21 protein-coding genes and 1 other RNA gene are annotated in these 24,061 nt (G+C 70.3%); 5 read left to right on the top strand and 17 right to left on the bottom strand.

Features of this window, described 5'->3' with window-relative positions; genetic code table 11:
• Positions 1–133 precede the first annotated feature (133 nt).
• From ABD987_RS35405 to rnpB, 8 genes are all read right to left on the bottom strand, one after another.
• A complete protein-coding gene (locus ABD987_RS35405) occupies positions 134–1,129 on the bottom strand; it encodes a C40 family peptidase (RefSeq protein WP_345404519.1) in 996 nt (331 codons plus the stop codon).
• Positions 1,130–1,133: 4 nt separating this feature from the next.
• Entirely contained in the window at positions 1,134–1,736 is a 603-nt protein-coding gene (locus ABD987_RS35400) for a hypothetical protein (protein WP_345404516.1), read from the bottom strand.
• Positions 1,737–1,739: 3 nt separating this feature from the next.
• Entirely contained in the window at positions 1,740–3,899 is a 2,160-nt protein-coding gene (locus ABD987_RS35395; protein WP_345404513.1) for a magnesium transporter, read from the bottom strand.
• On the bottom strand, positions 3,896–6,862 hold the full coding sequence (locus ABD987_RS35390) for an ATP-binding protein (RefSeq protein ID WP_345404510.1): 2,967 nt from the start codon (positions 6,860–6,862) through the stop codon (positions 3,896–3,898). The genes ABD987_RS35395 and ABD987_RS35390 overlap by 4 nt, the downstream gene beginning before the upstream one ends.
• A gap of 3 nt (positions 6,863–6,865) precedes the next feature.
• Positions 6,866–7,351: a hypothetical protein gene (locus ABD987_RS35385; RefSeq protein ID WP_345404507.1), complete on the bottom strand. Its 486-nt coding sequence runs from the start codon at positions 7,349–7,351 to the stop codon at positions 6,866–6,868.
• Between the two features lie 12 nt (positions 7,352–7,363).
• Positions 7,364–7,636 carry a hypothetical protein gene (locus tag ABD987_RS35380; RefSeq protein ID WP_345404504.1) on the bottom strand — a complete coding sequence of 91 codons (273 nt, stop codon included), beginning with the start codon at positions 7,634–7,636 and terminating at the stop codon, positions 7,364–7,366.
• Positions 7,637–8,087: 451 nt separating this feature from the next.
• A complete protein-coding gene (locus tag ABD987_RS35375) occupies positions 8,088–8,954 on the bottom strand; it encodes an SCO6745 family protein (protein ID WP_345404501.1) in 867 nt (288 codons plus the stop codon).
• Between the two features lie 607 nt (positions 8,955–9,561).
• Positions 9,562–9,953, bottom strand: an RNA gene (rnpB, locus tag ABD987_RS35370) — RNase P RNA component class A.
• Between the two features lie 264 nt (positions 9,954–10,217).
• Here rnpB and sfnG point away from each other — a divergent pair.
• On the top strand, positions 10,218–11,354 hold the full coding sequence (gene sfnG, locus ABD987_RS35365) for a dimethylsulfone monooxygenase SfnG (protein WP_345404498.1): 1,137 nt from the start codon (positions 10,218–10,220) through the stop codon (positions 11,352–11,354).
• A 96-nt stretch (positions 11,355–11,450) separates the two neighbouring features.
• Here sfnG and ABD987_RS35360 read toward each other — a convergent pair whose 3' ends face one another.
• The 4 genes from ABD987_RS35360 to ABD987_RS35345 form a co-directional block, all read right to left on the bottom strand.
• A complete protein-coding gene (locus ABD987_RS35360) occupies positions 11,451–13,199 on the bottom strand; it encodes a hypothetical protein (protein WP_345404495.1) in 1,749 nt (582 codons plus the stop codon).
• 225 nt (positions 13,200–13,424) lie between these two features.
• Positions 13,425–14,552, bottom strand: a complete 1,128-nt coding sequence (locus tag ABD987_RS35355) for a bifunctional RNase H/acid phosphatase (RefSeq protein WP_345404492.1) — start codon at positions 14,550–14,552, stop codon at positions 13,425–13,427.
• Positions 14,549–15,286: a zinc ribbon domain-containing protein gene (locus ABD987_RS35350; protein ID WP_345404489.1), complete on the bottom strand. Its 738-nt coding sequence runs from the start codon at positions 15,284–15,286 to the stop codon at positions 14,549–14,551. The genes ABD987_RS35355 and ABD987_RS35350 overlap by 4 nt, the downstream gene beginning before the upstream one ends.
• 29 nt (positions 15,287–15,315) lie before the next feature.
• The gene (locus tag ABD987_RS35345) at positions 15,316–16,122 is read right to left on the bottom strand and encodes a Nif3-like dinuclear metal center hexameric protein (RefSeq protein ID WP_345404486.1); all 807 of its coding nucleotides are present in this window, start codon (positions 16,120–16,122) and stop codon (positions 15,316–15,318) included.
• Between ABD987_RS35345 and ABD987_RS35340 the strand changes: the two genes are divergently transcribed.
• Positions 16,103–16,621 (top strand): low molecular weight protein-tyrosine-phosphatase, encoded by a 519-nt coding sequence (locus ABD987_RS35340; protein WP_345404630.1) that lies wholly within the window; start codon positions 16,103–16,105, stop codon positions 16,619–16,621. The two genes, ABD987_RS35345 and ABD987_RS35340, sit on opposite strands and share 20 nt — an antisense overlap.
• A 46-nt stretch (positions 16,622–16,667) precedes the next feature.
• On the top strand, positions 16,668–17,570 hold the full coding sequence (locus ABD987_RS35335; protein ID WP_345404483.1) for an SURF1 family cytochrome oxidase biogenesis protein: 903 nt from the start codon (positions 16,668–16,670) through the stop codon (positions 17,568–17,570).
• Between the two features lie 446 nt (positions 17,571–18,016).
• Here ABD987_RS35335 and ABD987_RS35330 read toward each other — a convergent pair whose 3' ends face one another.
• On the bottom strand, positions 18,017–18,913 hold the full coding sequence (locus ABD987_RS35330) for a cobalamin biosynthesis protein CobD/CbiB (protein WP_345404480.1): 897 nt from the start codon (positions 18,911–18,913) through the stop codon (positions 18,017–18,019).
• A gap of 135 nt (positions 18,914–19,048) precedes the next feature.
• On the opposite strand from ABD987_RS35330, the gene ABD987_RS35325 reads away from it, so the two are divergent.
• Positions 19,049–19,372 (top strand): ArsR/SmtB family transcription factor, encoded by a 324-nt coding sequence (locus tag ABD987_RS35325; protein WP_345404477.1) that lies wholly within the window; start codon positions 19,049–19,051, stop codon positions 19,370–19,372.
• Positions 19,369–19,872, top strand: a complete 504-nt coding sequence (locus ABD987_RS35320; RefSeq protein WP_345404474.1) for an SRPBCC domain-containing protein — start codon at positions 19,369–19,371, stop codon at positions 19,870–19,872. The genes ABD987_RS35325 and ABD987_RS35320 overlap by 4 nt, the downstream gene beginning before the upstream one ends.
• A 45-nt stretch (positions 19,873–19,917) precedes the next feature.
• Here the strand turns inward: ABD987_RS35320 and ABD987_RS35315 are convergent, their stop codons facing one another.
• The 4 genes from ABD987_RS35315 to ABD987_RS35300 are packed head-to-tail and all read right to left on the bottom strand — an operon-like array spanning position 19,918 to position 24,057.
• Positions 19,918–20,916, bottom strand: coding sequence for an N-acetylglucosamine kinase (locus tag ABD987_RS35315; protein ID WP_345404471.1), 999 nt, complete (start codon positions 20,914–20,916; stop codon positions 19,918–19,920).
• Positions 20,913–22,178 (bottom strand): 6-phospho-beta-glucosidase, encoded by a 1,266-nt coding sequence (locus ABD987_RS35310; protein ID WP_345404468.1) that lies wholly within the window; start codon positions 22,176–22,178, stop codon positions 20,913–20,915. The genes ABD987_RS35315 and ABD987_RS35310 overlap by 4 nt, the downstream gene beginning before the upstream one ends.
• Positions 22,175–23,068, bottom strand: a complete 894-nt coding sequence (locus tag ABD987_RS35305) for a carbohydrate ABC transporter permease (RefSeq protein WP_345404465.1) — start codon at positions 23,066–23,068, stop codon at positions 22,175–22,177. The genes ABD987_RS35310 and ABD987_RS35305 overlap by 4 nt, the downstream gene beginning before the upstream one ends.
• A complete protein-coding gene (locus ABD987_RS35300) occupies positions 23,065–24,057 on the bottom strand; it encodes a carbohydrate ABC transporter permease (RefSeq protein WP_345404462.1) in 993 nt (330 codons plus the stop codon). Before ABD987_RS35300 ends, ABD987_RS35305 begins: the two co-directional genes overlap by 4 nt.
• Positions 24,058–24,061: the final 4 nt, after the last annotated feature.

The following is a 24,061-nucleotide window of genomic DNA, read 5'->3' as shown; positions in this document are numbered from 1 at the left end:
CGGCCGCGCGCCGATGGATTGGCCGCGACGTCGGGTGAAACGGCCCCACTCGCGCGGATCCGGGCCTGACGCGTTGCCAGGCTCTCCCGTCCACCCCGGTCGGTGTCAAGAGCCCGTGGCTCCGCAGACCATGCTAAACGCCGGGTCGGACAGCCTGCGGGACGACTTCGGCCTCGGTGAACTTGAACGGCCGGATGTGCACGGGCACGCCGTCCTGCTGCGCCTCGACGATCTTGCCGTCGCCCAGGTACATCGCGACGTGGTGGATGCTCACCGGGTCCGCGATGTCGGTGGCGAGGAAGACCAGGTCACCGGGCTGCGCGTCCTTGATCGGGATCATCGCGCCCGCTTTGTACTGGTCCGACGCCACGCGTGGGAGGACGATCCCGGCGGACTTGTAGGCGGCCTTCATCAGCCCCGAGCAGTCCCAGGCGTCCGGGCCGTTGCCGCCCCAGAGGTAGGGCTTGCCCTGCTCGCCGAGCGCGAACTTGATCGCCTGCGCGGCGGCCTGGCTGGCCGGGACCAGCGCGCCCATGCCCTGGCCGCAGCCGGACACGTCGGTGACCTGGCCGAGGTTCTGCACCAGGTGCGCCGCCATCGGCTCCCATTTGTGGTAGCGGTCCGGGAAGCCGGAGCGCTCCACGGCCTGCGCGGCGTCGCCGGGACGGCGGTTCTCCCAGTCCGGCACCGCCTTCAGCACGTCGAAGAACTTGTTGATCGCGTACTGGATGTTGGTGACCTCGGCGACCGAGCCCCAGTTCATCGAGGGCCGCATCTGGAAGATGCCCAGTGAGTCGCGGTCGCCGTAGTTGAGGTTGCGCAGGCCGGACTCGGTCATCCCGGCCTGGATCGCGACCTGCCAGGCGCGCGGGGCGAGGTTGCGCTGCTTGCCGATCGCGATGATCTGCGCGACGATCCCGCGCTGTTCCTCGTTGAGCCTGCCCGCGTCGGTGGCGCCGTCGCCGGTGCCCGGCTGGGTGGGGCCGAGCGAGGCGTCGCAGCTGGTGTTGACGACGCCGCCCGCCGCCGCGGCCTGCTGGTCGGACACGACCTTGGCCACGACGTTGGTGGTGATCACCGCGGTGAAGACCACGGTGATCAGCGCACCGATCAACAGTCCGAGACGCATCGGCTCAGCTCGCCTGGTCGTAGTCCGAAACGCGCCAGCCCGTGGGGGTGTTCCGCACGGTGATGGACAGTTTCGGACCGTCGGTGGGGACCACCAGCTTCAGCGAGCTGGGGTGCGACGTCGTGACCGTGGGTTCACCGGTGACCTTCGCCGCCGGGATGTTCGCCGGGTCCACAGTGGACATCACCGGCAGGTATTCCTCGGTGGTGTAGGGGCGCAGGCCCTCCAGCCACTGTGCGTTCGTGATCCCGTTGGGGTGATTGACCCAGGCGGCCGCCCAGTCCTTCGCGACCTTGATCGCCTCCGGGCTGGGCGGGGCCGTGGACGGGGTGCCCTGCGGGCCGGTCAGCCGGGTGGGCAGCGTGGCCGTTCCGGTGGGGGTCACCGCGATACCGGGTCCCGGCCTGGCCGAGGCCGAGGTCCCCCCTGGCCCCGGCGCGGCGGTGGCGGCGGGCTTTCCGACGAGTTTCGGCAGCGCGACGCCGAGCGTGGTCAGCAGGATGGCCAGGAACACCAGCGTGCCGATCAGGTGCCGCGGCGAGCGCAGCGGCCAGCCCCACAGGCGGCGGTAGACCGCGGCGCGGCCGCGGTTGGTGCGGATCGGCATCGGTCACCGTCCCATGAGGTGGTCGGTGTCGCGCACTTCGTCGCGGACCTCGAGCCCGCGCGACGGCCGGTACAGGACGAAAACCGGCTTCCCGGCGACGACCTCGGGGTCGACCCGCCGGGGCTGGGCACGCACCCCGGGTGGCGGCTGGACCGGCATCGCGGACTCCGGCACGGCGTAGTTGCCGATGCCGTTGTCGAAGTTCGCCGAGCTCATCCGCGAGGGCACCACCACCGGTTCCGGTTCGTCGCTCCAGCGCCGGTCCGCGACCGGTGAGGTGTCGACACGGCGGCTTTCCTCACGCAGCACCCGGTTTCCCCCCGGGGTGAGGACGTACTCGCCGGGGTCGCCGATGCGCGGGTTGTACTGCCCGAAGGCCGGGGCGCCGCTGCCGCCGCCGGGCGGGAGCGCCGCGACCCCGCCGCCCGCGGTGACCGCGCCCGGCCACGGCGCGCCGGACCAGGCCGCCGCCGGGCGGTGGTTGTCGAGCCGCCGCGCACTGGCGAAGACGGTGGCCTCCGGCCGGAACCGGCCGCCGCCGACGGTCGCGCCGATCGGCCCCCTGGTCTCGCCGTCCACGACGTCGTCGGTGTCGCGGACGTTCTGCCAGAACTGGTCCTGCGGGCTGTTGCCCTTGTTCTTGCGGAAGCGGGAGAAGATGCCGCCACTGGGTGTCGGCACCGCGGCGCCGACCGTGCTCACCGACATCTCGACCATCTGCCACAGCCGCCGTACCGGGCGCCCGACCATGAACAGCAGCACGGTCACCAGCCCGGCCATGACCATCTGGGTCAGCAGCGAAAGCGACTTGCCCGCGCCGAAGATGGCCTGCAGCAGCAGCGCGTGCACGCCCGCGAGCACGGAGAGCACGACCATGTTGAACGCGACGGCGCCGACCAGCTTCAGCGTCCGGCGGAGGATGTCGTGGTGCAGCAGCGCCACCAGCCCGATGAGGGGCGCGGTGAGTGTGAACAGCCGGACGACCACCTGCGCGAGCAGCACGGACGCCTTGGCCAGCAGCTGGAACAGCGCGTAGACCAGGCTCTGGCCGAGCGCGAGGAAGCCGGAACCGGTGCGGCTGCCGTCCTCGCCGGTGAAGTATCCGGTGGCCGGGCCGAGCTTGGTCGAGATGTCCTTGTACGTGGCCTTTTTCGCGTCCACGACCGACTGGTTGGCGTCGGACTTGTCGCGGACCTGGTCCCAGGTGAACGCCTGCGAGTCGATGAGCGACTGCGGCGAGCAGGGCGGCGGCGCCTTCGGCGGGGGCGGCGTTCCCGGTGGGGGCGGCGGCGGGCACGGCGGCCTGCCGAACTGCTCGGCCTGCGGCGCGTCCGGCGCGCCGAACTCCCCGCGCAGCCAGTTCTTGTAGACGATCTCGTTGTGCAGGTCGGTCGGCAGGATGTCGTTGACCGCGCGGTTCTGCGACTGGTCGACGAATCCCGCCTGGATGTTCGTGGTGGTCTGGACGATCGCCTTGTCGATCGGGTCGAAGTACCGCAGCATCGCCAGTGAGGACGCGGCCAGCCAGACCGCGGCCAGCGCGTAGAGCGCGCGTTTGCTGACCGAGGCGAGGTCACCGCGCCAGATGTTGCGGAACAGCAGGACCGACAGCAGCAGCGCGGCCAGGCCGAACAGCTGCGCGTAGATGTTGTTGTAGACCTTCTCGGCGCCCGCCTTCACCGCGTTGTAGAGCGGGGTCAGCAGGCCACCCTCGAGCACGGTGTAGTGCAGGGAGTTGGTGGCGCCGACGATGTTCTTGCCGACGTTGAACAGCTGGTTGCCCGCCCAGGTGTCGATCGTCGAGTTCGGCGAGGCCAGCCCGGCCAGCGGGGTGCAGTTGGTCTGGAAGGTGTCCCAGACGAAGCCCGCGTACCCGTAGCTGTAGTACGGGCTGCCCGCCTCGCCGTGGGTGACCTCGGGCTGGTCGATCGCGCCGACGAGGCCCGCGCCGGGGCGTTCCGGGTTCGGGGGCTCGCCGCAGGCCGCGGCGTTGGCGGGCGCGGTGAGCACGATCTGCATGCCGATGATCAGCACCGCGGTGAGCATCGCGGCACGCCGGCCGGGACGCATCCCGTTCCGGGAACCCTCCTTGACACGCCGGCGCAGCCGGTGCCAGCCGTAGGCGACTGCGAAGACAGACGCCAGCGTCATCAAGGTGTTCACGCGGCATCCCTGCCAGGACCGCCCTTGGTGCCGCCGCCGGAGCGGGCGGGCTCGCCACTCTTCCGGTTCGACGCTCCACTGTGGACGTTGCCCTCGACCTCACCGGTCTCGCTGGCGAGCGGGTCCGGCGCGCCGAGCAGGACGTCGTCGGTGAGGCCGACCTCCAGTTCGGCGGCGAGCTCGAAGTCCTGTTCGAGCTCCGGGTCCTCCTCGGGTGGTACCGGTACGTAGACCTTGGCATCGAGCTTCGGTGCCGCGATTTCCGTGCCCGGCCTGGGCTTCGCGTCCGGCGAGCCCGGCGTGGTGTCCATGACGCCGCGCAGGTGGTCCAGGTGCGGGCCGGAGAAGTCGACGCGGATGCGTTCCACGCCACCGGCGCCGTCGCCGAAGATGAACTGCCGCGGCTCGACGTCGCGTTCGAGGCCCCGCTGCCCGCCGGGGCGGCGGCCGAGCGCGGCGACGACCTGCTCGTAGCCGACGCCGACCGGGACCTTCAGCAGGCGCAGCGCGTCGGCCTGCGCGTCGTCGTCGTCGAGGCGGCCGACGAACACCGAGTCCAGCAGGGCCACGAAGCCCTGGATCTTGAGGAAGTCCGCCGGGATCTGCGAGGACAGCAGCACCCGGACGTTCCACTTGCGCGAGTCACGCGCGAAGCGGTTCATCAGCACGCGGCCGGTCGGGACCTCGGAGAGGAAGAACGCCTCGTCGATCCAGACGCCCTTGCGCAGTTCCTTCGGCTTCTCGTAGACCGAGCGCTGGGTGAGCCAGGCGGCGAGGTTCAGCATCTCGACGCCGAGGGACTCCGCGTCGGTCCAGTACTCGCGGGGCACGCCGTCCTTCGGCAGCGTCAGCCCGGCCATCGTCAGGACGGTGAGCCGGTCGTCGCGGGTCTCGGCGTACGGGTCGGCGTCGGTCTCCGGGATGAGCAGCGCCATCCGTTCGCGCATCTCGTCGAGGAAGTCCGCGACGACGACGGCGTGCTCGTGGTGCTCGCTGGAGTCGCGGCGCAGCGCGTCGATGACCTGCCCGGGGTCGGCGTCGAAGCGGCCGCCGACGGCGCGGACCGCGCGCAGCAGCACGATCCGGGTCTGCGCCATCCGCGAGACCTCATACGGCAGGACACCGGTGAGGACGTCGAGTACGAGACGACGCCGCGTAGCGCCCGCGAGGGCCTTCTCGCGGCGCCAGGAGCGCTCGGGGTCGTCCTCGTCCATGAAGTGCTCGATGAGCGGCTCGGCGACCACGCGGTACGGGTTGAGGATGCCGGGCTGCGCGTTGAGCAGGTTGATCGGCCGCGCGTAGGGCCGCATCTCGGGCAGGTCGCACAGGCGCGACAGCGGGCCGGAGGGGTCGAGGATCGTCCAGTGCGCGCCCGCGCGGAGGGTCTTGTAGACGATGCCGCCGCCGAGGAAGGACTTGCCGCCACCGAGCCCGGCGACCATGGCGGTCAGGCCGGAGCCGTCGCGGATCTCCTGTGCCATCCACGGGTCCCAGGCCACCGGGCGCCGGGTCGCGGTGCAGGTCTCGCCGAGCAGGATGCCGCGGCGGTCGCCCACCTCGGCGGTCGCGGTCGGCACCGCCGAGGCCGCCCAGACGACCGACCCGCGGCGTTTGTAGGCGGCCGAGGCCAGCGGCTCGCCCGGGATGAACTCCCGCGCCATCGCGTACTGCGCCTCGGGGTGCTCGACGGCGATCTTCGGCTTGTACAGGTCGAGCAGTTGCTGGGCGAGCTTGAGCGCGTCGCGTTCGGTCGGCCCGGACACCGCCATCCGCCACCACGAGTAGACGCGGGTGGCCAGCGCGGTGAAGCCCGACGTCATCTCGTCGTCGATCTCCAGCACGCGCCCGGCCTGGCGGGCGAGCGACTGCGGGGGTTCCAGCTCGTGCTCGTCGGTGTAGTGCTTGACCTGTGAGCGGACCTTGTTCATCTGGCGCTGGAGCTCGCCGGCCACCTCTTCGGGGCGCCGGACGTAGATCCGCGCGGACACCTCGACGGCGGCAGGCAGCCGGTCGGCGTGCTGGACCCAGGGGTCGTCGACCTCGGGGATCTGCAGGCCGTGCATCTGCCCGACGGTGAGCACCGCGAGGTGCCGCGCCACCCCGGCGTTGGAGCCGGTGCGGCCGCGCACGGTGACCGTCGGGGCGTACGGGTCGGCGTAGAAGTCGGCCGCGTCGGTGAAGCTGGCGAGGTCCTCCGGCTCCCAGGCGGCGCCGGGGACGGCGGGTAGGTTGCGCGGGGCGGGCAGGCCGAGCGAGCAGGAGCGGTGCATCAGCCAGGACATCTCCTCGGCGTGCACCGGGCGGCCCTCCAGCCCGGCGGAGCCGATGACCTGGTCGAGGTGCTCGACCTCGGAGTCCAGCGCGGACAGCTCGGCGTCGACGGCCTCGGGGAGGATCTTGCGCAGCACCGGGGCGGCGCGTTCGACGGCGCGGTCGACCATGCGCCGGGTCTGCACCTGGACGCCGAGGTAGACCTCCTTCTCGGCCATCGAGCGGCCCATCAGCTGCTGCTGCTCGCCGATGAGGTAGTCGTCGAAGGACAACGCGCCGGGCACGTCGCCGGGGCGGCCGACGGCGTTGTGCACGTGCGCCTCGGCCCACATGCGGATCGGGTAGGGCCGGTTGGTGACGCGCAGGTGCAGCCAGCGGCCCTGCAGTTCGGCGTACTGGCCGGCGATGGCGGCGATCAGGTCCCGGCGCTGCGAGTCCGAGCGGAACGACCAGCGTTGCGGCGCGAGGCGGTACCAGGCGTAGACCTCGAACCCGGTGCGCAGCAGGTGGCCGTCGATGCTGCGCGCGGCGACGGACGGCGTGTAGGCGGGGATCGCCTGTTCCCCGGGCAGCCGCCTGCCCTTGCCTGCGGGTTTGGCACCCGGTGCGGAGCGGGGTTGCCGCGGCGGTTCCCAGGCGCCGGTGGGCATGTCCCGATCTCGTTTTCCTCGGCTACCGCCGCGACCGAACAACGACTACCTCCCGGCCCGGACCGCGGCACGGCCCCGGCGCGCTCGTGGTGTTCCCTGTGCTGTGGCCGTCCCCGTACCCGGGCCGTGGCCGCGGTGCCGGTACTGCCGTTTTCTCTTGTGCTTCGGCAGCGGGCGCTCGGCCCGTACCCGGACCCGGCTGGCGGTGACCGCGCCACCCGTGCCCGTGGTCTTCTCCCTCGGTGTGGACAGCTCACGCGCCGCCATCGCGGCCACGGCGCCGAGCGGCCGCTCGTGGCTGATCTTGGCGGTGATCAGCTTGGTGATCACGATCGTGGCGATGAACGCCCATGCCGTGGAGAAGAACCCGAAACTCCAGCCCGCCCACCGTTCGACGGTGAGCACGACCAGGAAGATCGGGATGCCGATGAGCCACGCGACGTAGCGGGCTCTCCAGGGAAAAGTCGCTTTCGGCGGGCCGAGCCAGACGGCGTCGACCCGGTAGACCTCGTCATCAGTCCTGATACGCACGCCGGGCCCGCCTCAGCCGGTGAACAGGCCGGCGATCCACTGGCCCACGTTGACGCCGGCGCCGCTGACCGCGAGTCCGATGATCGCGAGTGCGATGACGACGCCGGCGAGCCTGCGCATCACGCCCGCGTTGTCACCCTTGCCACCGCCGAGCCAGAGCAGCAGGAGCGCGACGGCGAGCAGCACCAGGGGGATGATGTTGTCGAGCAGCCAGGTCCGGACGCTGCCGGTGCCGATTCCGTTTTCTCCGGCGGCCAGCGTCTCGAAGGCGGTCATGGTGGTCATCGCGTTACTCCCGGTGCGCGGTGAGGGCCGCGCGGTTCTGGCTGAGGCGGTGCTTCGAACAACATCATGGCGTTACGAGGGGTAGTGGTCAAAGCGCGCTGTGTAGATGTCGACTTGTCCATCGCGGCCGGAGCCAGGCTTCTCACACGGAAACTCCTCGCCCTCCATCATCGTGGCAAGACTCTCCGGGTTTAACCCCGGCCACCCGTATTTCGTAGTGTGCGAACGAACTCACCCGCTCGCGAGTTTGTTGTTCACGCTGAGTGAGCCGAAAGCCGACCTGATGGGCCGCGGACAGTGTGACATGACCCATTCGGCGCCGTCGCGCGAGTCCGCTCTGTGCTTGTCGCCTCGGCGACCGGTGACGAACTCGATCTTGGCGTAACACCGGGGCGGTCACCGTGCGCACTGGACTACCCGACTTTTTCACCACATAGCGTGAGAAACGGGTTCAGGGGCGGCCGGTGGCGAACACTCCGGGCGGGAACGCGCCCGCCGCGACCAGCCGGGCGCTGATCGGGACGCAGAGCTCTTCGAGCCGCGCGGTCTTCTCCGGTCCGAGATGGGCCCACGGGCCTTCCGTGGCGGCGTTCGTGGCTTCCTCGATGCGTTCGCGCAGGGCTTCGCCCGCCTCGGTGAGCTTGCCGTCCTCGCCCAGGATTCCGGATTCGCGCAGTTCCGCCTCGGCCGCGGCCCACTGCTCGTCGCTCCAGCCGCGGGACTTCTTGGCGGCTTCGGCGAGGAAGCCGTTGCCGGTGGCGGTGTGGGTGACCAGCGCGGGCAGCCCGGCGAGACCGTTGAGGACGAGTGCGGCGATGTGCCCGTCGCCGCGGTGTTCGCGCAGGAGCGTCAGCGCGTGCCAGAGGACGAGGTGCGGCCGGTCGGGCCAGGGCACGGTGGCGTGTCCGGCGTAGAGCGGGCGGCCCTCCGGGCGGCAGGCGGACACGGCCTCCCTGGCGAGTTCCGCGGCCTCGGCGATGTCGTCGGCCGCGAGGGCCTCGGCGCCGAGCAGCCGGGTGAACGCCGCGTCGATGCCCGCGAACCGGGCCGTCACGACCTGCTCCGGCGTCGCGAGCGTCCAGGCGCGGGGGAGGTGCCGCGCGATGACCTCGACGTTGAAGTTGTAGAAGGTGGCGGCCACGGTGGCCGGCCCGACCGCGCCCATCGGCGCGGAACGGCCGGCGAAGTAGCACATCCGTCCTGGCCGCAGTCCCGCCGCGGTGAAGGCCGCTTCGAGTTCCGGGGCGAAGTAACCGAACGCGTGGATCGAGTCGAACGCGTTCTTGAACTGTTTCGCGGTGGCCGTCGCTACACCCATACGGGCACCCTACTCCGGGGTAAATCCCCTCGGCCACGGCCGAACGGCCGTCACCGCTGCCCGATGCGGAGCAAGGGACCTTTGCTACCACTTCCGCACCACGCTGGGCAGCCGTTGCGCTCCGTCCCCCGTCATGGGTCGTGCTGTGAAGGACTCCTTCACGGCGTTGAGCGCTGTGAAGGAGTCCTTCACAGCTTTTCGCTGGGGGCTTCTCGGCCTGGTTTGCTGGTAAGGCCACCTTGAGGGCGTCTGACGCCCTCAAGGTGGCCTTACCAGCATGTCCCCCGGGGATTCTCGACCCCCGGGGTTGTCGTTCCCTGGGTTTGTCGGTGGCTGTCCGTACTGTGTTCGGTAAGGGGGCCTCGGGGTGTCCTGAATCTTCCGTTCATTCCTTCAGTGGTCCGTGAATGCCACATTGAGGGACTCTGAGTCCCTCAATGTGGCATTCACGGACCACCCCTGACCTGCGGGAAGAGAGCAAGGGACCTTTGCTCACGTTGGTTAGCGGGGCTAACGAGTGGTAGTAAAGGTCCCTTGCTCCCACGCGGCCCCGCGGAGCCTGACCGGAGCCGGAGCGGGGCGCGGAGGACGCGGAAGCGGAAGAAGTGGGACGAGCTGGCATGTAAGCCGGATCCTGTCCCCGCGGCTCCTTGCGGCGCCGCGGGTGGCGGTCATCCATCTCGGCCTGCCGTCGCCGGCAGGCTCCAGCGGCCTACCCGCAGACTCGGACGGGCCGTCCTCGAACGCCTGCGCAGGAGCGAACTCCCTCTTGGCCTTGCTCCGGGTGGGGTTTACCTAGCCGTCCCGGTCACCCGGGACGCTGGTGGTCTCTTACACCACCGTTTCACCCTTACCCCCGTCCGTGCGGACAGGGGCGGTCTGTTTTCTGTGGCACTGTCCCGCGGGTCACCCCGGGTTGCCGTTAGCAACCACCCTGCCCTGCGGAGTCCGGACTTTCCTCGGACCGGTTTCCCGGCTCGCGACCGCCCTGCCAGCTCGTCCGCCGTGGAATGCTACCGGTCCCGCCGTTCCCGCCGCCGACGTGGTGGTGCGCCACCGGCCCGGCCGGTCCCTTGTGGACGGATCGGTCCCAGCGCGTGGACGGCCGTTGACCGGCTCCGGGGCCGCTGTTCTACTTCGGCCATGTCCGGCGCCCTGCTGACCCGCCGCCGTCACGTGGACTTCGTCCGCGTGGCGGGCTGCCGCTGTTCCGCGTAGCACCTTTCCCGCGCCCGCCCTATTTCACCACTTTGTGGAGCAACCATGCCCGAAAACGAAGCACGGCTGCGTGAACCGCTGAAGTTCGCCTACTGGGTGCCGAACGTCAGCGGCGGCCTGGTCACCAGCGACATCGAGCAGCGCACCGACTGGGGTTACGACTACAACCGCGAGCTGGCCGTCCTCGCCGAGAACAACGGCTTCGAATACGCGCTCTCCCAGGTGCGCTACACCTCCAGCTACGGCGCCGCCTACCAGCACGAATCGACCGGGTTCAGCCTCGCGCTGCTGCTGGCCACGCAGCGGCTCAAGGTCATCGCCGCGGTCCATCCCGGGCTGTGGCACCCCGGGGTGCTGGCGAAGTTCGTCGCGAGCGCCGACGTCATTTCCGGCGGCCGGGCGGCGGTCAACGTGGTGAGCGGCTGGTTCAAGAACGAGTTCACCAATCTCGGCGAACCCTGGCTCGAACACGACGAGCGCTACCGGCGCTCGGAGGAGTTCATCCGTGTCCTCAAGGAACTCTGGACGAACGACCACGCCGAGTTCGGCGGCGATTTCTACCGGATCCACGACTTCGACATCAAGCCGAAGCCGGTGGCCGGGCCGGGACGCCCGCATCCGGAGATCTTCCAGGGCGGCAACTCCACCGCGGCGCGCAAGCTCGCCGGGCGGGTGTCGGACTGGTACTTCAGCAACGGCAAGGACTTCGACGGCTTCACCGAGCAGGTCGAGGAGGTCGGCGACTACGCGGCGGCGAACGAGCACACCGTCCGCTTCGGACTGAACGGGTTCGTGATCGCCCGCGAGACCGAGAGCGAGGCGAAGGACGTCCTGCGGGAGATCGTCGCCAAGGCCAACGTCGAGGCGGTGCAGGGCTTCCGTGACGCCGTCAAGCAGGCCGGTAAGTCCACTTCGGACTCGAAGGGCATGTGGGCCGATTCGGAGTTCGCCGATCTGGTGCAGTACAACGACGGCTTCCGCACCGGCCTGATCGGGACGCCGGAGCAGATCGCGCGACGGGCCGTCGAGTACAAGCGGCGCGGCGCGAACCTGCTGCTGCTCGGGTTCCTCCACTACCTGGAGGACGTCGAGTACTTCGGCAAGCACGTGCTGCCGGTGATCTGCGAACTGGAGAAAGACCTCGACCGCGGCGCCGCCACCCCGGAACCCCTTGGCGGGTAACGGCCCCACGCCCCCACCCGCGGTCCGTGAATGCCACATTGAGGGACTCAGAGTCCCTCAATGTGGCATTCACGGACCTCCCGGGCGAAAGAGAACTCAGCCGCGCGGGGCGATGGTCTGCCCCGGCTTCATGGTCGGGCCGCAGTCGTCCAGCGGCGCCGTGACGAAGTGCTGCCCCTCGACGTTCATCATCGTGGTGGCCGCGTAGTGCCGCACCGCCTCGAGCTTCGCCAGGTCGGTCACCGCGTCCTTGCGGACGAAGTCGCCGTTGCGCAGACCGGGGGCGGGGTAGACGAAGATCGGGTAGTAGTCCTGGTCGATCCGCGGGTCGACGGTGATGCCGTTACCGCTGGCCCACGGCCCCCACGAGTGGATGAAGGTCGGCTTGACCTTGTCGAACACGTAGTCGCGCAGGCCCTTGATGTCCTCCTTGTGCAGGTAGTCCGCGACGTTCGTCTCGACGAGGCCCGCCATGTCGACCAGCTGCAGCCTGCTCGTCATCGACGAGCCGCCGAGGTCGGGCAGCAGCAGGGACGCCTGCTGCATGCCCAGCATGTCGGCGATGGTGTTGAACCCGCGGCCGAACCGGTCGGCGACCAGGCAGGCCGGGATGGTCGGGGCCTTGACGAACTTGGCCGAGACGTTCACGAACCCGATGGCCGAGGGCACCGCCGCCGCGATCACCACGACCAGCGCCACGACGCGGACCGGCGTCTTCACCGCCCGCAGGAACTCCACCAGGCACAGCGTCCCGATCAGCGCGCCCAGCGCCCACACCGGCGTCGCGAACCGGTACTGGTCCATCCAGTCCGGGATCAGCACGCCGAAGGCGACGATCCCGAGCCCGAACGGCGTCAGCAGGGTGTACAGCGAGCGCCGCCACGGCGCCTTGACCGCCGCCCACACGATCAGCGCCACGAGCACGACGACCGCGGCGACGCCGATGTACAGCGCCAGCGCGCCGGGCCGGATGACCGACTCCAGGTCGGGCAGGCCCTGCTGCTTCGCGATCGACGGGTTGGCCAGCAGCCGTCCGCCGAACTCCGAGTGCCGCCAGACGACGTACGCGCCGAACGGCACGACGAACGCCGCCAGCGAGATCAGGACGCGCCCGACGCTCTTGGCGAACACCGGCCGCCGCAGCTGCCACAGCAGGGCGAGCGGATAGGCGCCGACGTAGATCAGCCCGTCGGGCCGCGTCAGCGCGCAGAAGGCGACCAGCAGACCGGCCCCGGTCGCGACCTTCCACGACAGCAGGTTGTCCCGGCGGGACGCGACGAACAGCAGGACCGCCAGCCACACGACCCCGAACGCGAACAGCGAGTTCTCCAGGCCGGACACGACCCAGATCACGAACGACGGGATCATCGCGAGCGTCAGCCCGGCGACCAGGGTGACCGCCCACGCGTGCCTGCGCACGACCTGCCGCGCGGCCACCTGGAACCCGGCGAGGATGCCGCCGGTGAACAGCAGCCCGAGCAGCTTCGGGAACAGCACATAGTCCGGGATGCCCAGCAGCAGGCCGCGGTCGAACAGGCCGGCCACCTTGCCCAGTGCGAGCAGCACCATCCAGGTCGGGTCGGAGAACCCCTCGACCGGCGGCGCGCCCGGCTGCAGCACCGGGCCGAGGCCGTCGGCGAAGCTGCGCGCGTAGGAGAAGGTGATGGCCGCGTCGTCGACGATCCAGTGCCCGTAGCGGGTGGCGTGCCAGGCGACCGCGGCGACCCCGGCGAGCACCGCCAGGTAGGGGGCCACCCGCAGTGCCCAGCCGCGACGCTCGGTGTCCGATTCCGGCGACCCCGGCAGGTCGCGTTCGGATGCTTCGCTGAGTGCGCTTGCCGTCATGTCCCCGTCACTGTTCCTATTCACAGGCCTTTGCCGAGAAACGCACGAGCCTGCGCCCCCGTGAGGAGGATTCCGGGCGGGATCCGCGGAATCCTTGGCGGGGCGCCACGGCGCCCACCATGTCGGAGAAGCACTCTAGCCAATACCCCATCCGTGGTTCCCCACACGTCAGCATTGGGCGTGATCCGTCCCACATTCTCGCCTCCTCGGGCAACGCCGTCCCGGTTACGGCAGGTGGGAGATGTCGTTGACCAGCCGGACCGACGCGTTGCCGTCCGGGTAGAACTCCGCGATCGACAGCGACGCGAGGTCCAGGTGCAGCCGGAACAGCAGCGCCGGGCCAGCGTCGAGACCCATCCGCAGCAGCGCCTTGATCGGCGTGACGTGGCTGACCACGACGATCGTCCGGCCGCCGTACTCGGCGATCAGTTCGTCGCGCGCCTTCCGGACACGCCGGTGCACGACGTCGAAGCTCTCCCCGTCCGGTGGCGGCACCGAGGTGTCGCCGAGCCACTGCCGGTGCAGTACCGGGTCGCGGTCCTTGGCCTCGGCGAAGGTCAGGCCCTCCCACTCCCCGAAGTCGGTCTCGATGAGCCCCGGATGGGTCTCGACGCGGCCGCCGAGCGCGTCGGCGACGGCCTGCGCGGTCTGCTTCGCGCGGGTCAGCGGGGACGCGATGATCGGCGCCGCCTCGCCGTCGACGACGAGACCGGGCAGGCCGGCGAGCCGCTTGGCCGCGGCGGCGGCCTGTGCCCGGCCGTGTTCGGTCAGCGGGACGTCGCCGCGGCCGGAGTAACGCCGGTCGACCGACATCGCGGTCTGGCCGTGCCGCAGCAGCAGGAGTTTGGTGGGGGTGCCGCTGGCGCCGGTCCAGCGCGCCGGGGAGATGCGGTCGGGTTCCTTCGTCACGGCCTTCGCCGCCTGGACCTGTTTCACCTGTTTCCCGGCCGCCGCGTCCATCGCCTCGTTGGCCAGCCGGTCCGCGTGGGAGTTCTCCGCGCGCGGGATCCACTGGTAGCTGACGCGGTCGAACCCGGCGGCCAGCTCCTTCGCCCGCGCGGCCAGCGGCTGCAACGCGGCGTGCTTGATCTTCCAGCGGCCGGACATCTGCTCCACCACGAGCTTCGAGTCCATCCGTACGTCCACAGTGGACGCTCCGGCCGCGGCGGCGGCCTCCAGCCCGGCGAGGAGGCCGGAGTACTCCGCGACGTTGTTGGTCGCGATGCCCAGCGACTCCCGGCGCTCGGCCAGCACCTCGCCGGTGGCGGGGTCCTTGACGACCGCGCCGTATCCCGCGGGTCCGGGGTTGCCCCGCGAGCCGCCGTCGGCCTCGACGAGCACCCGGTCGGTCACAGGCCCGACTCCAGCGTGCGGACCAGGATCGCCCCGCAGTTCTCGCACTGCACCACCGTGTCCTCGGGCGTGGCCTTGATCTCCGCGATGGTGCTGCGGTCGAGTTCGAGCTGGCAGGCGCCGCACCGGCGGGAGCGCAGCAGCGCGGCGCCGATGCCCTTGTGCTCGCGGACCCGCTCGTACAGCTTGAGCACGTCGGCGGGGAACCGCGGCAGCAGCTTGGCGCGGTCTTCCTGGCGGCGCGCGGTGGTGGTGTCGAAGTCCTTGAACGCCTCGTCGCGACGCCCGGACGCGGCCGCGACCTCGGCGGCGGCCTTGTCGACCTCGGCGCCGGTCCGCTGTGCGTCGAGGTCGAGGGCTTCGCGCTGCTCCATCAGCTCGAGCAGGTCGTCCTCGAGCGCGGTCTGGCGGCGCTGGAGGCTCTGCAGCTCGTGCTCGATGTCGGTCATCTGCTTGGCGTTGACCGAGCCCGATTCGAGCAGCTTGCGATCGCGGTCCCCGCGCGCCCGCACCGACTCGATCTCCTTCTCCTGCCGCGCGACCTCGCGGTCGAGATCGGACGCGGCGGTCTGCACCGACACGAGCGCGTCACGCTTCTCACGCAGCGTCTTCTCCCCCGCGTCGATCTCGGCGATCTCCGGAAGGGTGCGACGGCGGTGCGCGGTGCGCGAGAGCTCGGCGTCCACCTTGGCGAGGTCGAGCAGCTGGCGCTGGACGGCGGAATCGGCCTTCACGGTGCTCCCTGTAGTTGTCGTAGTCGGCGCTAGGCGCGGAGGTTCCACGGGTCGGTGCACCGCGTGGAGACGCAGGTGTCGACGGTACCCGTTGTCGCGGCCTCGACGACGGCCGAGGCTTGCCCGCACCAGGGCCATTCGCTCGCCCAGTGCGTCACGCCGACCAGCGCGGGCACCTCGCCGGTACCGGCGAGGTGTTCCCCGGCCGGGTGATGACGCAGATCCGCGGTGACGAACGCGTCGACCCCGGCGGCGGTCGCCCGCGCGAGGTAGGAGTCGCCCGCGCCGCCGGAGACCGCCACCGTGCGGATCGGGCGCTCGGGGTCGCCCGCGCCGAGGACGCCGGGCACCGTGGCGGGCAGCGCTTTCCCGACCCGCTCGACGAACGCGACGAACGGCTCGGCCTCGGGCAGCTCGCCGATCCGGCCGATCCCGGTGACGCCGTCGGCCTTCGGGTCGAGCGGGCGCAGCACGCGCAGGCCGATCGCCGCGGCGAGGGCGTCGGACACCCCGGGGTCGGCGGAGTCGGCGTTGGTGTGCGCGCAGTAGAGCGCGACACCGGCACGGATCATCCGGTGCACGAGCCCGCCCTTCGCGGTGTCCGCCGGCACGCCGTGCACGCCGCGCAGCAGCAGCGGATGGTGCGCGACGATCAGCTGCGCGCCCCGCTCGATCGCCTCGTCGACGGTCTCGGCGACCGGGTCGACGCAGAACAGCACGCGGGTGACCTCGTCGGCGGGGTCGCCACAGACCAGCCCGACGGCGTCCCAGGATTCGGCCAGTTCGGGCGGATAGGCGGTTTCGAGCGCGGTGATGATGTCGGACACGGCGGGCATCGGAGAATTTTCGCATGTAGCGTCTCGACGGGTGAGGACCCCGCATCTCGTCTTCGTCTGTTCCGGCAACATCTGCCGTTCCCCGATGGCCGAACTTGTGTTCCGGCATGCGCTGGAGGAGGCCGGGCTGGCGGATTCCGTGCGCGTGTCGAGCGCCGGGATCGGGCCGTGGCACGTCGGCGAGCCCGCGGACGAGCGGGCCCGCGCGACGCTGGCGGCCCACGGCTACCCCACCTCGCACGTGGCCTCCGAGGTCGACGAGGACCAGCTGGACGCCGACCTGCTGCTGTGCGCCGACGACGGGCACGTCTCGTTCCTCCGGGCGCGGGCCACCGACCCGTCCCGGGTGCGGCTGCTGCGCTCGTTCGACCCGTCCGCCCCCGAAGGCGCCGAGATCCCCGACCCGTACTACGGCGGCGACAACGGGTTCACCGAGGTGCTGGGCATGATCGAGCGCAGTGTGCCCGCGTTGCTCGACTGGGTGCGATCCCACACCTGACGAGGTCGCCGTCGTGCCGGTGGCGGGGACCGCCTACCGTGGTGGGGTGCGGTTGCGGTTCCTGCTCCGGCCCGGCTGGCTGGCGTTGACGGTGGTGGTGTTCACCTTCGCCGTCTGCTGCTACACGCTGCTCGCGCCGTGGCAGTTCCGGCGGGACACCGAGCGCGAGGTCCAGAACGCGGCCGTGCGGGCCTCCTTCACCGCCGCGCCGGCGCCGATCTCGCAGGAACTGCGCGCGGGCGCCGAACCGGACCAGCACACCGAGTGGCGCCTGTTCACCATGACCGGCTCGTACCTGCCGGAGGCCGAGGTCGTCGCGCGGCTGCGGACCGTGCAGGGCCAGGGCGCCTCCGAGGTGCTCACCCCGTTCCGCACCACCGACGGCGCGATCGTGCTGGTCGACCGCGGGTACGTCAAGCTGTCCAGCGACTCCGGCGTCCCGTCCTACGCACCGCCCCCGGCAGGCACGGTGACCCTCGTGGCACGCGCCCGCCCGGACGAGACGGACCCGAAGAACCGCGAGGCCGCCGCCGACGCGTCGTCCGGCGGAAAACTCCAGAGCTACGTCGTCGACTCGCGCGTCGTCGCGCGCGCCGCGAAGCTCGACATCCGCCCCGGCTACTTCCAGCTCGACGGCGGCCAGCCCGGCGTTCTCGAACCCCTGCCGCTGCCACAGCTCGATTCGGGGCCGTTCTTCTCCTACGCGTTGCAGTGGATCGCCTTCGGCACCATGGCGCTGCTGGGCTGGCTGTACTTCACGGTGCGCGAACTCAAGCCGGGCGGCGCACTCACCACGACACGGCCGACGCGCGGACGCCGCAAATCGGTGGCCGAGATGCTGGCGGAGGACGAGGACGCCGAGGCGGCGGGCTCTGCTGGGTCTGGGGCTGGGCCGGCCGGGTCGGGAGCGGCTGGCTCCGGGGTCGTGGTCGGCGGCTCGGCGGGCTGATCCGGGTCCGGGTCCGGGTCCCGCTCTCGCCCGGTCTCGCCCGGGTGGGAGCAAGGGACCTTTACTACCACTCGTTAGCCCCGCTAACCAACGCGAGCAAAGGTCCCTTGCTCCCTTCCCGCAGGTCAAGGGTGGTCCGTGAATGCCACATTGACGGACTCTGAGTCCCTCAATGTGGCATTCACGGACCGCTGAAGGAATGAACGGAAGATTCAGGACACCCCAAGGCCCCCTTACCGGACACGGTACGGCCAAGCACCGACAACCCCGGGGTCAAGAGCAGCCAGGGGTCGAGAACCCGGGGTCGAGAACAACCCGGGGGTCGAGAATCCCCGGGGACGTGCTGGTAAGGCCACCTTGAGGGCGTCCGACGCCCTCAAGGTGGCCTTACCAGCACACCCAGCGGCGAGAAGCCCCCAGCGAAAGGCCACGGCGCAAGCAAGACTTCAGTGAGAACGGCGCCAGAGGCCGGCCAGCAGGGCGGCGACCACCGCGGTCGCCCCGGCCAGCCAGCCCACCACGCGGGACAACTCCACCGCGCGTGTCACGTGCCCGGCGTCGGGGTTGCGCCCGACCCCCAGCACGGGAAGTTCCTCGACGCCGTGCGGATACACCGTCCGCCCGCCGACCCGCACCTCCAGCGCGCCCGCGAACGCCGCCTCGACCCGGCCCGCGTTCGGGCTCGGGTGCGCGATCGTGTCGCGCCGCCACGCCCGCCACGCGCCCCCCGCGGAACCACCGACCACCGGCGCCGCCAGCACGGTCAGCCCGGCGGCGATCCGCGTCGGGACGAGGTGGGCCAGCTCGTCCGCCCGCTCGATCACCCACGACCGGCGGCCCCGCGACCACTGCCGCAGCAGGCTGATCGCCCGCGAGCCCAGCAGCCCCGGCACCCCGGCGAGCGCGCCCCACACCAGCGGCGCGACCACCACGTCCGACGTGTTCTCCGCGATCGTCTCCACCGAAGCACGCGACAGCGCCACCGGCGTCAGCCCATCGGCCACCCGCGGGTCCAGTTCGGACAGGGCGTGCCGCGCCGGGTCCAGCCGGACCTCCTCCAGATCGCGCGCCAGCTCGGTGCCCTGCGCCGCGAGCCCGGCCGCCCCGACCACCGCCCAGGTCGCCACCGCCGTCGCCGTGGCCTGCACCACCGGACGCCGTCGGCCCGCGCGCTCGGCGAGCACCCCCAGCGCGACACCGGCGGCGGCCAGCCCCATCCCGCGCGCCGGGGACGCCCCGGCGACCCGGCGGAAAGCCACCACCGGCGGCCTGCGCCGCGCGTCGCCGAGCACCCCGTCCGCCGCCACCCCCAGTACCAGGCCGATCGCGCGTGCCGCGCTCACATGGTCCCCCTGCGGTGAAGTCCCTGCTGACGAATGTCTCAGTGCCCGAAAAGGCTACTCGCCCGGCACCCCGGCCAGGACTGAGCCCGCCAGCCCAGGTTGACATGTGACCTTTTGGTCACCTATTCTCGTCCCGTGCCCAGCGACGACCTGGTGTTCAAGGCATTGGCCGACCCGACCAGGCGCTTCCTGCTCGACCAGCTCCACGCGCGTGACGGCCGCACGCTCACCGAGCTGGAGTCCGAAGTGGACATGTCCCGCTTCGGTGTCATGAAACACCTGAAACTGCTCGAAGAGGCCGGACTCGTCATCACCCGCAAGGAAGGCCGCGAAAAACGGCACTTCCTCAACCCCGTTCCGATCCGGCAGATCCACGACCGCTGGATCGACAAGTACACCGAACGTCACGTGACAGCGCTGCTGAACCTCAAAGACGAACTGGAAGGCAACGAACCATGACCGACACGCAGGTCTACCGCGTCTACATCAAGGCCACCCCGGAGGCGATCTGGGACGCCATCACGAAACCCGAGTGGACGCGGAAGTACGGCTACACCGGCCTCGCCGACTACGACCTCAAGCCCGGCGGCAGGTTCGCCGTCCACCCCACCGAAGAGCTCAAGGGCTACGGGGTCACCGGCGACATGGTCGACGGCGAGGTCCTCGAAGCCGAACCGCCGCGCAAGCTCGTCCTCACCTGGAAGCTGGTGATGGCGCCCGAGTTCGCCGACGAGCCGTACACGAAACTCACCTATGACATCGAAGAGACCAAGACCGCGGGCACCCGGCTCACCGTCACCCACGACGTGACCGGCGCCCCGGGCACCGCCGCGATGGTGAGCGGCGCGGGCGAGGACATCACCGCGCCGGAGGGCCAGAACGCCGGTGGCGGCTGGAACTGGGTCCTCTCCGACCTCAAGTCGCTGCTGGAGACCGGAAAGACGCTCACCGGAAGCTGAGGACGTGCTGATGGGGACCCGCGTCGCCGGCGAGTCCCCATCAGCTCACACCCGTTGTGTGGCCGCCTTCAGCGCGGCCTTGGCCGACGCCGGCGCGCCCAGTGTGTCCAAACCGGACAGCGCGGCGCCCACCACCGGATTGACGTCGACGACGCGGACCACCGCCTTCGGGGCCACCTTCAGGCACCGCCGCTCGATCTCCGCGATCACCGGCGCGCCGACCCCGGTGAGCACCCCGCCGCCGAGCACCACCTCCGGCGCCGACGTCGTCAGCTCCAGATCCCGCAGGATCACCGCGACCATCACGCTCACTTCGTCGACGAACCGGGCGACGACCTCCTGCGCGACCTCGTCACCGGCGGCGGCGACCTCGAACAGCAACGGGCACAACCCGTGGATCGAGGCCGCCGGGATCTCCTCGAAATGCAGGCCCTGCACCACTTCGAGCAGCGTCCCGGCACCGAAGTACCGGGTGACGGCGTGCCGCAGCGCGGTGCCGGGGCCGCGCCCGTCCTCCGCCCGGACCGCCCACCACAGCGCCTCCTCGCCGAGCCGGTAGCCACCGCCCCAGTCGCCGGAAACCTTGCCCAGCGCCGGAAAGCGGTACACCCGGCCGTCCGGCCCCGCCCCGGCGCCGTTGATCCCGGCCCCGCAGACGACCGCGACCCCGGTGCCGTCCTCACTGCCCGCGCGCAGCAACGCGAGCGTGTCGTTCCCGACCGTCAGCGTGTCGCTCCAGCCGCGCGCGGACAACGCCGCGTGCAGCGCCTCCTCCTCACGCGGGAAGTCCAGCCCGGCGAGGTAGGCCGAGGTGTGCACGGCGAACGGCTTCGCCACCGCGCGTCCGGCCGAGCGCAGCGCCTCCTCGGCCAGTTCCTCCAGCGCCGCGACGCAGCCGTCGACACCGACGTTCTGCGGCGAGGCGCCGGGCCCGCGGGACTTCCCGAGCACGACGCCGTCCCGCGAAACCACCAGCACCTCGGTCTTGCTGTTCCCCCCGTCGATCGCGACGACCACGTCGCCGACCGCGACATCGACCGTCATGCGTGCGCCCAGGGCAGGAACTCCCGGTTGATCCGCACCAGCGAATCGGCGAGCAGATCGGCCTTCGCGTACTGCCCGACCAGCGGATGCGCCAGCAACGCGTCCGCCACCCGGTCACGGCCGCCGTTGCGCGCCGCCTCCAGCGCCAGGAACTCGTACGAGGTCACCGCCGCCATCAGCCCGGCGAACCGCTGCTCCACCGGCGCCTGCGCGATCGGCTTCGCCCCCTTGCCATCCACTGTGGACGAAACCTCGATCACCGCGTCGTCCGGCAGGAAGGGGAACGTGCCCTCGTTGCGGACGTTGACCACGTGCTCCTCCGCGGGCCCGCCCGCGGTCAGCGCGTGCACGAGCTGCACCGCGGCCTCCGAGTAGTAGGCGCCGCCCCGCTTTTCCAGCTGCTCCGGCTTCGTCACCCGTTCCTCGTCGAGGTAGACCTTCAGCAGCTCCTCCTCGACATCGCTGACGACCTCCGCGCGAGGACGTTCCGTGCGCTGCTTGGCCACCTGCTCGTCGTGGCCGTAGTAGTACTTCAGGTAGTACGACGGCACGACGTTCATCCGCCGCATCCACTCGACCGGAGCGCTGACGTGCTCGGACAGGAACTCGGCGTGTTCCCCGAGCAACTCGGGCAACCGGTCGGCCCCGTCCACCAGGACGCCCCGCTCCCAGCTCAGGTGATTCAGTCCAGTATGGACGAGACGGACGTCGTCGGTGCCCGCGCCCAGCAGCTTCGCGAACGTCCGCTGCAGGTGGATCGCCACGTTGCACAGCCCGACCGCGCGGTGCCCCTCGTTGAGGAGCGCGCGGGTCACGATCCCGACCGGGTTGGTGAAGTTGACGATCCAGGTGTCCTCGCCGGCAACCTTCCGCACCCGCTCGGCGATGTCGAGCACCACCGGCACCGTCCGCAGCGCCTTCGCCAGCCCGCCCGCACCGGTGGTTTCCTGCCCGACACACCCGCAGGCGTGCGGGAAGGTCTCGTCCTCCCGGCGCGCCCGCTGGCCGCCGACCCGGAGCTGGATCAGCACCGCGGACGCGCCTTCCACGCCCTCTTCGAGATTCCCGGTCGTGCGCACCCGCGCCGGATGCCCGGCGTGGCTGAGCAGCCGCTGGCTGAACCCGCCCACCGCCTCCACCCGGTAGGCGTCCGGGTCGATCAGCACGATCTCGTCGACGTCCAAAGTGGACCGGCGACCGGCGATCCCGTCGATCAGCTCCGGCGTGTAGGTGGAACCGCCGCCGACGACTGCGAGCTTCATCCCTTGACTCCCGTGAACGTAATACCCTTGACGAAGGACTTCTGCGCGAAGATGAACAGAATGATCACCGGCGCCATGATCAGCGCCGTCGCCGCCATGGTCAGATTCCATTCCACGTGGTGCATCCCGCGGAAGGACGCGATGGCCAGCGAAAGCGGCCAGTTGTCCCGGTTCTCCCCGGTGTAGAGCAGCGGGCCGAAGTAGTCGTTCCAGGTGAACAGGAAGCAGAACATCGCGGTGGCCGCGATCCCCGGCTTCGCCATCGGCACCAGTACCTTCACCATCGCCTGGAACTCGTTGCAACCGTCGATCTTCGCCGCCTCGATGTAGTCCTTCGGAATGGTGACGAAGAACTGCCGCAACAGGAAGATCGAGAACGCGTCGAACAGGAAGTACGGCACGATCAGCGGCACGAGCGTCCCGGTGAGACCGAGCCGCACCCACAGGTCGTACAGCGGCACGATGGTCACCTGGGGCGGCAACATCATCGCGACCACGGTCAGCATGAAGAACAGGTTCTGCCCGCGCCAGCGCAGTTTCGACAACGCGTACGCCGCCGGGATCGCCGACAGCAACGCGCCGACCGTGGCCAGGCTCGAATAGAGCAGGCTGTTGCCGAAATACCGCAGCAGCGGCGCGTCCTGGAAGACCTTGACAAAGTTCTCGAAATGCCATTCCGTCGGCCACAGGCTCGACGACATGGCCTGATCGCTCTTCATCACCGCGGTGAGCACGACGAACACCACCGGCGCCGCGAAGATCACCGCGAGCGCGATACCGAGCGCGTGGTTCGCGATCCAGAACAGCTTCCTGTTCCAGTTCCGTTTCACCCGTACCCGGGGCGGGATCGAGGCGGGCGGACGCGGTGCCGCTTCGGAAAGCGTCGTCATGCGCCCTCCTCCTGATGCTGACTCTTACGGAACCGCCGCACCAGCACCCACGTGAACCCGGCGGACACGATGAACAACAGCACCGCCATCGCCGCCGCGTAGCCCATGTTGAAGTAGCGGAAACCCTGTACGTACAACCACACCGGGTAGGTCAGCGTCGAGTTCTGCGGCGCGCCGATGAACTTGGTGTTGCCCGCGACGTCGGCCGTGCCCGACGCGGCGGACCCCGCCACGATCGCCTGCGTGAAGAACTGCAACGCGTAGATGATCGAGTTGACCACGCCGAACAGCAGCACCGGCGAAATCGACGGCAGCGTCACGTGCCAGAACCGGCGGATCGGCCCGGCACCGTCGAGCTCGGCCGCCTCGTACTGCTCCTGCGGCACGTCCAGCAACGCCGCCAGGATGATGATCATCAGTTCGCCGGAACCCCACAACGCCAGCAGCGTCAACGCGGGTTTCGACATCGCGGGGTCGTTGAACCACAATCCGCCGTCGATGCCGACGAGCCGCAGAAACCGGTTCACCGGGCCGAATTCCGGGTTGAAGAGGAACACGAACGCCAGCGTCGCCGCGGCGGGCGGAGCCAACGAAGGCAGGTAGCAGAGCGTTCGCACCAGGCCGACACCGGACTTGAGCCGGGAGATCACCGACGCGACCCCGAGCGAGAACGCCACCCGGCACACGGTGAGCACGACGACCAGCCACAGCGTGTTGTACGCGGCCTTGCCGATCAGCTGTTCGCTGGTGAACATCCGGATGTAGTTGTCGAACCCGACGAACTCCGGCGGGTTGATCAGGTCGTACTTGGTGAACGAGTAGTAGATCGTGGCGATCAGCGGATACCCGAAGAAGATCAGGAATCCCAGTGAAGCGGGCGCGATGAACAGCAGCACCGTGCGGCGGTGCCGCGCCCGGCGGGCCCTCGCCCGCGCCGTCACCGGCGCGGACGAGGAACCCGTCGTGTGTGCGGAAAGCGTCGCGGTCATCGCC

Origin of the sequence: Amycolatopsis samaneae, assembly GCF_039541975.1 — a bacterium.
Lineage (GTDB): Bacteria > Actinomycetota > Actinomycetes > Mycobacteriales > Pseudonocardiaceae > Amycolatopsis > Amycolatopsis samaneae.
Note: the sequence above shows the minus strand (reverse complement) of the source record. Positions and strands in the feature narration are given on the sequence as shown.